Below are 3,747 nucleotides of genomic sequence, written 5' to 3' on the forward strand. Positions count from 1 at the left end.
CCGATCCGCGCCCGCCACCGCTTCATCAGCGCTTCGATCCCGGTGATCTGCGCGGTGGCGGGCGCGGATCGGCGAGCAGGCGTGGAGCGACCTGTACGTCATGGTGCTGTCGATCTGGACCACCGCCGAACTCAACCAGGCGTCCATCATCATCCGGCGCACCATGAACCAGGCCAAGGTGAACACCCACCTCATCGACCTGCCGACCGCGGAGACCCCCGCCGACCCGATCGGCGTGGCCCTGGAGAACCTGGCCCGCATCGTGCAGGACAACGTGGCCGCCGAGATGGTCTTCAACGCCGCCCTCGACGTCGCGGACGCGCTCAAGGGCAGGGAGGACCTGCTCTCGAAGGAGATCCTCCAGCAGATCGGCGGCACGGCACCCGCGCACACCGCCGCCTTCGGCGCCGCCGCGGCCGGCACCTGCCCGATCACCGGGCGGGCCGCCTCGGCGTGAGCAGCGGTGTCCCCCGGCCGGCGCCGGCCGGGGGACACCCGCGGGGCACCCGTCAGCGCACGGAGAAGCCGTACACCGTCTCCGACCGGTACACCTCGCCGGGGCGCAGCACCGTGGACGGGAAGTCCGGATGGTTCGGGGAGTCCGGGAAGTGCTGGGTCTCCAGGGCGATCCCGTCGCAGGGGGCGAAGGGCGCCGGGAGATGGTCGCCGGTGTAGAGCTGGAGGCCGGGCTCGGTCGTCGCGACGGTGAGGGTACGGCCGGACGACGGGTCGTGCAGCTCGGCGACCTGCTCGGGTGCCACGGTAACCCCCTTGTCCAGCACGAAGTTGTGGTCGTACCCCGTGCCCACCTTGCGGGCACTACGGAAGTCGAAGCGCGAGCCGGCCACCTCACGCAGCTCGCCGGTGGGGATCAGATCCTCGCCGGTCGGCGTCAACCGGGAGGCGGCCAGCCGCAGTTCGTGCCCGGCCGCCGAACCCGCCCCGGAACCGGCCAGGTTGAAGTAGCCGTGGCTGGTGAGCGCGATCACCGTCGGGGCGTCCGTCCTCGCCTCGTACGCGATCCGCAGCGCACCGTCGGCGTCCAGCGTGTACGTCACCGCCACGTCGAGCCGGCCGGGGAAGCCCTCCTCGCCGTGCGGGCTCACCCGGGCCAGCCGCACCCCGTGCTCGACGCCAGCCGCCTTCCACACCCGCTTGTCGAACCCGCGCGCACCTCCGTGCAGCACATTGGGCCCCTCGTTCGGCTCCAGGGCGTACACCACGTCGTCCAGCGGGAACCGCGCCCCCGCGAGCCGGTTGGCGTACCGCCCGATCAACGCGCCCAGATACGGCTCCGGATGCGCGAGATAGCCGTCGAGACCGGCGAACCCGAGCACCACGTCCGCCGTCCGCCCCTCCCGGTCCGGCACCTCCACGGAGCGCACGATCCCGCCGTACGTCAGAACCTCCACCCGCGTCCCGCTCCGCTGAAGCGTCCAGCGGTGGACCTCGGTGCCGTCGGGAAGTGTGCCGAAGAGTTCGCTCATGCCGAAACCCTAGGTGACCGGCGCGGGGCTCTGTAGCGTGCCGGGCATGCGACCCGTGACCGTGTCGACCGAGGTTCCGTACCCGCCCGCGCGGGTCCATGACTTCCTCGAAGTGATGGCCCACCACGAGCGGTTCACCGACCACTATCTGACCGACTGGCGCTACAGCGGCCCGAGCCGCGGCTTCGGCGCCCGTGCCACCGTCACCGCCGCCCTGGGCGGCACGCGGACCGACGTCAGTATCGAAGTCATCAACTCCGAGCCGCCGCACCGCATCGTCGAGCACAACGTCAGCGCCGGCGGCCGCCGTCAGGCCCATGGCATATACACCATCGCCCCGCTCCCGGACGGCGCCGGCAGCCGGGTCTCCTTCACCTACACCTGGCTGTGCGCACCGCTGTCCGAACGCCTGCTGGCCCCCGTCGTGCGCGCCACGATGCGCCGCGCCAACCACACGGTCATGCGCCGCCTGACCGCCGAACTGGCCCGGTACGAGGGGTAGGCCGACGGCGCGGGCGCTACGCCACCGGGCCGGCGGCCGTGACCGTCCGGTAGGCGATCGACGCCAGCCGGGCCTGGCCGTCCCTGCTGGGGTGGAACCAGTCCCAGTGGCTGAGCTGGTCGGTGTCGAAGCGGTAGTCGTACACCGCGTTGCCGTCGAAGCGGCAGCGGCGGTCGGTGGCGCAGACCTCCTTCAGCACCTTGTTGTAGGCCACCACCCGGTCCTCGACCTGGTCGCGCCGGTGCTCGGCCGCCTCGCCCAGGTCGTCGGCGTCGCCCAGCATCGAGGGGCAGATGCCGAGCTTCCAGACCTCCTTGCCCAGCGGATTGCCCCGGCCCTGCTCCCAGAGCCGCTTCAGGTTCGGCACGCTCGCGACGTACACCTGTGTCTTCGGGGCGGTCGCGCGCAGGGTGCGCAGGGCCTCCTCGAAGTCCGCGCGGAACCCGGCCACCGGGGTCATCGCCCGGGTGGAGGACCGGCAGGCGTCGTTCGCGCCGACCATCACGGTGACCAGTTCCGGGTCGCGACTCGCCGCATCGGCCATCTGCTGCGAAAGATCCGCCATTCGGGCGCCCGTCATCGCGTAGTTCCAGCTGTGCGTGGCCGCGCCCGCCGCGCCGAGGAGCCGTACCGCCAGACTCTCCACCTGGGCGTCGCTGCCCGTCGCCCAGGACACCTCGGGGCAGTCGGACAGCACCGTGCACGCGTCGAAGCCCCGGGTGATGGAGTCGCCGACCGCGGCGATCGAGGCCGGACTGCGGTTCCACACCGGCGCCTTGGCGGCCCGTGCCCCGGTGGCCCTGGCCGCGGGCGAGCCCTGGGCGTCGCACCCGGCGGCGCCCAGCACGGTGGCCGCCGCCACGGCCAGGGCGAGCCGCGCCCGGTGGCTTCGCTTCGGCATTGCTGGTGCTCTCCTCGTTCGAAGTCGGGTGCTTTCCCCCATAACAACGTGCGAGGGTTCCCGGCGTCGGGTCCGCTGGAACGAACGGGGCCCGTACAAGCGTCCCCCTGGGTGAATGGTGAAGGATTCCTGGCACCGGGACCGACGGTACGTCACACTCCTTGCCCCGCCGCAAGGTAGCCTCGCCATCAGCGCGGCCGTGGTGCAACGGCCGCCGGCAAGCCAGCAAGATGTCCCGCTCTGCCCGGAGGTTCCGGTGACGACACGTGGAGTTCTGTACGTGCACTCCGCGCCGCGCGCGCTGTGCCCGCACGTCGAGTGGGCCATCGCCGGGGTGCTCGGCACGCGCGTCAACCTCGACTGGATCCGGCAGCCCGCCGCCCCCGGCACCTGGCGCTCGGAGTTCTCCTGGCAGGGCCGGCCCGGCACCGCCTCCAAGCTGGCCTCCGCGCTGCGCGGCTGGCATCTGCTGCGCTTCGAGGTCACCGCGGAGCCCTGCGCCACCGCCGAGGGCGAGCGCTACAGCTGCACCCCCGACCTGGGCATCTTCCACGCCGTCACCGGTATCCACGGCGACATCCTCATCCCCGAGGACCGCCTGCGCGCCGCCCTCACCCGCTCCCAGCGCGAGGAGACCGACCTGGAGGCCGAGATCGCCAAGCTGCTCGGCAAGCCGTGGGACGACGAACTGGAGCCGTTCCGGTACGCCGGTGAGGGCGCGCCGGTGCGGTGGCTGCACCAGGTGGTCTGAGCACGGCAGGTTGCACCGCGTTCATCCACGTTCATCCGCTTTCGTAGGCGTTCGTTCGCGTGCACGAGGAAGGGCCCCCACCAGCCTTTAGTTCTAGTGGTCGTTG

The 3,747-nt window shown here is 71.8% G+C and carries 5 protein-coding genes; 3 read left to right on the top strand and 2 right to left on the bottom strand.

What is annotated here, in order from left to right:
• Positions 1-100 precede the first annotated feature (100 nt).
• Complete coding sequence (locus CCN72_RS02970) at positions 101-457, top strand: hypothetical protein (RefSeq protein WP_208637900.1); 357 nt, start codon at positions 101-103, stop codon at positions 455-457.
• Between the two features lie 52 nt (positions 458-509).
• Here CCN72_RS02970 and CCN72_RS02975 read toward each other — a convergent pair whose 3' ends face one another.
• Complete coding sequence (locus tag CCN72_RS02975; RefSeq protein WP_086806199.1) at positions 510-1,487, bottom strand: aldose epimerase family protein; 978 nt, start codon at positions 1,485-1,487, stop codon at positions 510-512.
• A gap of 46 nt (positions 1,488-1,533) precedes the next feature.
• Here CCN72_RS02975 and CCN72_RS02980 point away from each other — a divergent pair, with 46 nt between their 5' ends.
• The gene (locus CCN72_RS02980) at positions 1,534-1,989 is read left to right on the top strand and encodes an SRPBCC family protein (protein ID WP_086806200.1); all 456 of its coding nucleotides are present in this window, start codon (positions 1,534-1,536) and stop codon (positions 1,987-1,989) included.
• Between the two features lie 16 nt (positions 1,990-2,005).
• On the opposite strand, the gene CCN72_RS02985 is transcribed toward CCN72_RS02980, so the two are convergent.
• Positions 2,006-2,890 carry an SGNH/GDSL hydrolase family protein gene (locus tag CCN72_RS02985; protein ID WP_086806201.1) on the bottom strand — a complete coding sequence of 295 codons (885 nt, stop codon included), beginning with the start codon at positions 2,888-2,890 and terminating at the stop codon, positions 2,006-2,008.
• Between the two features lie 256 nt (positions 2,891-3,146).
• Between CCN72_RS02985 and CCN72_RS02990 the strand changes: the two genes are divergently transcribed.
• Complete coding sequence (locus CCN72_RS02990; RefSeq protein ID WP_037661510.1) at positions 3,147-3,641, top strand: DUF3145 domain-containing protein; 495 nt, start codon at positions 3,147-3,149, stop codon at positions 3,639-3,641.
• Positions 3,642-3,747: the final 106 nt, after the last annotated feature.

This window comes from Streptomyces murinus, assembly GCF_002154555.1.
GTDB lineage: Bacteria > Actinomycetota > Actinomycetes > Streptomycetales > Streptomycetaceae > Streptomyces > Streptomyces murinus.

Excerpts from the sequence above, each read along its gene's own strand:
- CCN72_RS02970 (WP_208637900.1), top strand. The coding sequence starts at position 101 with ATGGTGCTGTCGATCTGGACCACCGCCGAACTCAACCAGGCGTCCATC.
- CCN72_RS02980 (WP_086806200.1), top strand. The coding sequence starts at position 1,534 with ATGCGACCCGTGACCGTGTCGACCGAGGTTCCGTACCCGCCCGCGCGG.
- CCN72_RS02985 (WP_086806201.1), bottom strand. The coding sequence starts at position 2,890 with ATGCCGAAGCGAAGCCACCGGGCGCGGCTCGCCCTGGCCGTGGCGGCG.
- CCN72_RS02975 (WP_086806199.1), bottom strand. The coding sequence starts at position 1,487 with ATGAGCGAACTCTTCGGCACACTTCCCGACGGCACCGAGGTCCACCGC.